Source organism: Mesorhizobium sp. M1E.F.Ca.ET.041.01.1.1 (assembly GCF_003997355.1).
GTDB lineage: Bacteria > Pseudomonadota > Alphaproteobacteria > Rhizobiales > Rhizobiaceae > Mesorhizobium.
The window spans coordinates 1-3333 of the sequence record NZ_RZSL01000625.1 but is presented as its reverse complement, the minus strand read 5'-3'; the positions used below and the strand labels follow the sequence as shown (position 1 = coordinate 3333).

At 63.9% G+C, this 3333-nt stretch carries 4 protein-coding genes; 2 read left to right on the top strand and 2 right to left on the bottom strand.

Features of this window, described 5'->3' with window-relative positions; translation table 11 throughout:
- Nucleotides 1-757, bottom strand: a 757-nt coding sequence (locus EOA38_RS31520; RefSeq protein ID WP_145966149.1) for an ABC transporter ATP-binding protein, incomplete at its 3' end; no start/stop codon positions are given.
- 118 nt (nt 758-875) lie between these two features.
- Here EOA38_RS31520 and EOA38_RS31515 point away from each other — a divergent pair.
- The gene (locus tag EOA38_RS31515) at nt 876-1688 is read left to right on the top strand and encodes a LuxR C-terminal-related transcriptional regulator (protein WP_126091821.1); all 813 of its coding nucleotides are present in this window, start codon (nt 876-878) and stop codon (nt 1686-1688) included.
- On the opposite strand, the gene EOA38_RS31510 is transcribed toward EOA38_RS31515, so the two are convergent.
- Nucleotides 1666-2319: a GntR family transcriptional regulator gene (locus EOA38_RS31510; protein ID WP_126095745.1), complete on the bottom strand. Its 654-nt coding sequence runs from the start codon at nt 2317-2319 to the stop codon at nt 1666-1668. The two genes, EOA38_RS31515 and EOA38_RS31510, sit on opposite strands and share 23 nt — an antisense overlap.
- Before the next feature lie 335 nt (nt 2320-2654).
- Here EOA38_RS31510 and EOA38_RS31505 point away from each other — a divergent pair.
- Nucleotides 2655-3333 (top strand): BMP family ABC transporter substrate-binding protein (locus EOA38_RS31505; protein ID WP_145966148.1); only part of this gene is annotated, 679 nt, incomplete at its 3' end.

Sequence of the window (3333 nt, the reverse complement as noted above, 5' to 3'; positions counted from 1 at the left end):
AAAGCCCCGCCACTTTGCCGCTCAAAAGATTGGTCTTGCCGACGAAATCGGCGACGAACAGGTCCGCCGGCTCGTCATAGATCTCGCTCGGCTGGCCGAGTTGGACGACGCGGCCGCCATTCATAACGCAGACGAAGTCGCTCATCGACAGCGCTTCCTCCTGGTCGTGGGTGACCAGCACGAAGGTGATGCCGATGTCGCGCTGCAGGTTCTGCAGCTCGATCTGCATGTCGGTGCGCAGCTTCTTGTCGAGCGCCGCCAGCGGCTCGTCGAGCAGAAGCACCGCCGGCTTGTTGACCAGTGCGCGGGCCAGCGCGACGCGCTGTTGCTGCCCGCCGGAGAGTTCGTGGATCTTGCGGCGCCCGTAGCCGGCGAGCTGCACCATGGCCAGCGCCTCGCCGGCCCTTGAGGCGATCTCGCGTGACGACATCCGCGGCCTCGCCTGACGCAGGCCGTACGAGATGTTTTCCTCGACATCGAGATGCGGAAACAGCGCGTATTGCTGGAACACCATGTTGACCGGGCGCCGGTAGGGCGGCGTTCCGGCCATGTCGCGGCCGCGGATCAGCACCTGGCCTTCGCTCGGCTGCTCGAAGCCGCCGATCATGCGCAGGCAGGTCGTCTTGCCGCAGCCGGAGGGCCCGAGCAGCGCAACGAAAGCGGAAGGCGGGATGGCAAGGTCGATGCCGCTCACCGCGGTGACCGCGCCATAGCGCTTGGTGACCGCGCGAAACTCGATATCGGGCACTGCAGTCAAGCCACGGGCTCCAGCGACAGCGTGAGGCAATGTCGTGACGCTAGCAGAGCCAATGGCGACTAGTATATACCTCGCAGGTGGTATATTTAGCTGATTTAATCGTTCAGAGGGGTATGAATTGGCCGTCTCCCGCAGTGACGACTACAACGCGCTTGCCGCCGTGATCGCCGCGACGCGCGAGAGCGGCGGCGATCATTTCGGCAAGGCGATCGTCGGCTGGCTGCGCGGGCATGTGCGCTTCGATCACTGCGTGATCTTCGGCTATCGGGGAGCTGCGCGGCCGCCGCTCCTGTTCGAGACCTTCTCGCCGGCCGAAAGCCACATCTTCGTCGCGCTCTATCAGGAGGGGCCCTATCTGCTCGACCCGTTCCACCATGCCGCGGTCGAGCGCAAGGAGGGTTTCTGGCGCATGCGCGAGCTGGCGCCGGACCGCTTCTATGCCAGCGAATACTACCGTTCCTATTACAGCCAGACCCGGCTCGCCGAGGAGGTCGGCTTTTTCGTGCCGCTGGCCGGCAAGGATGCGCTGGTGTTGTCGCTGATGCGGCTGCGCGCCTCGGGGCCGTTCGGAACAGCCGACGCCAGGCTGCTGCGCGACATGGCGCCGGCGGTGATCGGTTTCTGCCGGCAACGCTGGCCGGCCCTGCCCGCCGACGAGGCTGGGCTCCCGCCGCCGGGCGAAACTGTCGCCATGGCCAACGAGCTCGATCGCGCGCATATCTGGAAGAGCCTGTCGCTGACGTCGCGCGAAAAACAGGTCGTCGACCTGGTGCTTCAGGGCCATTCCACGGAATCGATCGCCAGGGCGCTCAGGATCGTGCCGGGGACCGTGAAGGTCCACCGCCGCAACATCTATCGCAAGCTCAAAATCAAGTCGCAGGCGGGGCTCTTCGCGCGCTTCGTCGAGATCATCGACGCCCGGATCGGCTGACCTTCGGTTCCATCGGGTCGACGGCCGCGAACACAGCGCTCGCCTCGCTGACGATCGACACATGATCGCGGGCGGCCTTGCCGGCAGCCGCCGCATCGCCGCGCATGATCGCGGTGACGATCACATCATGCTCCTGCCAGGACTTGGCCAGTCGGCCTGGCAGCATGAACTGCGCGCGCCGGAACGGCGCCAGGCGGCTGCGGGTCGCCACGGTCAAATCGTGGATATGCGTATTGTGCGCGCCGCGATAGAGCCTGCTGTGGAACTCGGTGTTGAAAAACTCGTAGTCCTCCTCGGCGCCGAGCTGCACGAGCCGCGCCGAGGCCTGATGCTCCATCTCCAGCGAACGGCGCTCGGCGCCGGTCATGCGCTCGGCCGAGAAGCGCGCGCAGATCGCTTCCAGTTCGGCCATGCTCTCGAACATCGAGGCGAGATGTTCCTGCGTAATCACGGCGACGATGGCGCCCCGGTTGGGCCGCCTTTCGACCAGGCCCATGGCGCTCAAATGGCCGAGCGCCTCCCGCACGGGCGTGCGCGAGACGTCGAAACGGGCGGCGAGCGAGCCCTCGTCGAGCCTTTCGCCAGGGCGCAGATAGCCGGTGACGATGCGGTCCGCGATCGCCCTCACCATCTGATCCACGGTCGTGCCCGACCTGACCAAGCGCCTTCCCGACACGTCTCCTCCGTCCAGTTTTTTGGATCCGGACCCGCGACCTGGACGGCTCACGGGCTGATTTCGACTCAGGCTGCGCGTCTGTATGCCTAGATTTTGACCCTTATGTCAAACTGATCATTTTTCAGGCATAAAGTGCATGCACTTGCCTTGCCTTTATGCAGGCCTTCTAAAGTGATCTGTTGATTTTATTACGGAAAACCTCGCGGCGGAACTGGCATAGCGATTGCATGCACTTTCTTGACAGGAGATCAACCGACCCGTGCCGGGTCCAAGAAAGGGGAGCATTCGATATGACCGAGAGATTCATGCTTAGCCGCCGCGATCTGCTCAAGACCTCCGCCGCCGGAGCGGCGCTGGGCCTTGCCTCGGCAGCCTTTCCGATCCGCGCGGCGCGCGCCGCCGCCGCTACCGTCGGCTTCATCTATGTCGGCCCGAAGGACGACTATGGCTACAACCAGGCGCATGCCGAAGGGGCTGCGTCGCTGAAGGGCATCGAAGGCATTTCCATCGTCGAGGAGGAAAATGTTCCCGAAACGGTCGACGTCCAGAAGACGATGGAATCGATGATCAATCTCGACGGCGCCTCGCTGATCTTTCCGACCTCGTTCGGCTACTTCGATCCGCATATGCTGGCCATGTGCGCGAAGTTCCCTGACGTGCAGTTTCGCCATTGCGGCGGCATGTGGAACAAGGACAAGCACCCGATGAACGCCGGTTCCTATTTCGGCTATATCGGCATGGGCCAGTACCTCAACGGCGTCGTCGCCGGCCACGCCACCAAGTCGAAGAAGCTCGGTTTCGTCGCCGCCAAGCCGATCCCGCAGGTTCTGCTCAACATCAATTCCTTCCTGCTGGGCGCGCGCTCGGTCGATCCGGCGATCACCTGCCAGGTGATCTTCACCGGCGAATGGTCGCTGGCGGTCAAGGAAGCCGAGGCCACCAACGCGCTGGTCGACCAAGGTGCCGACG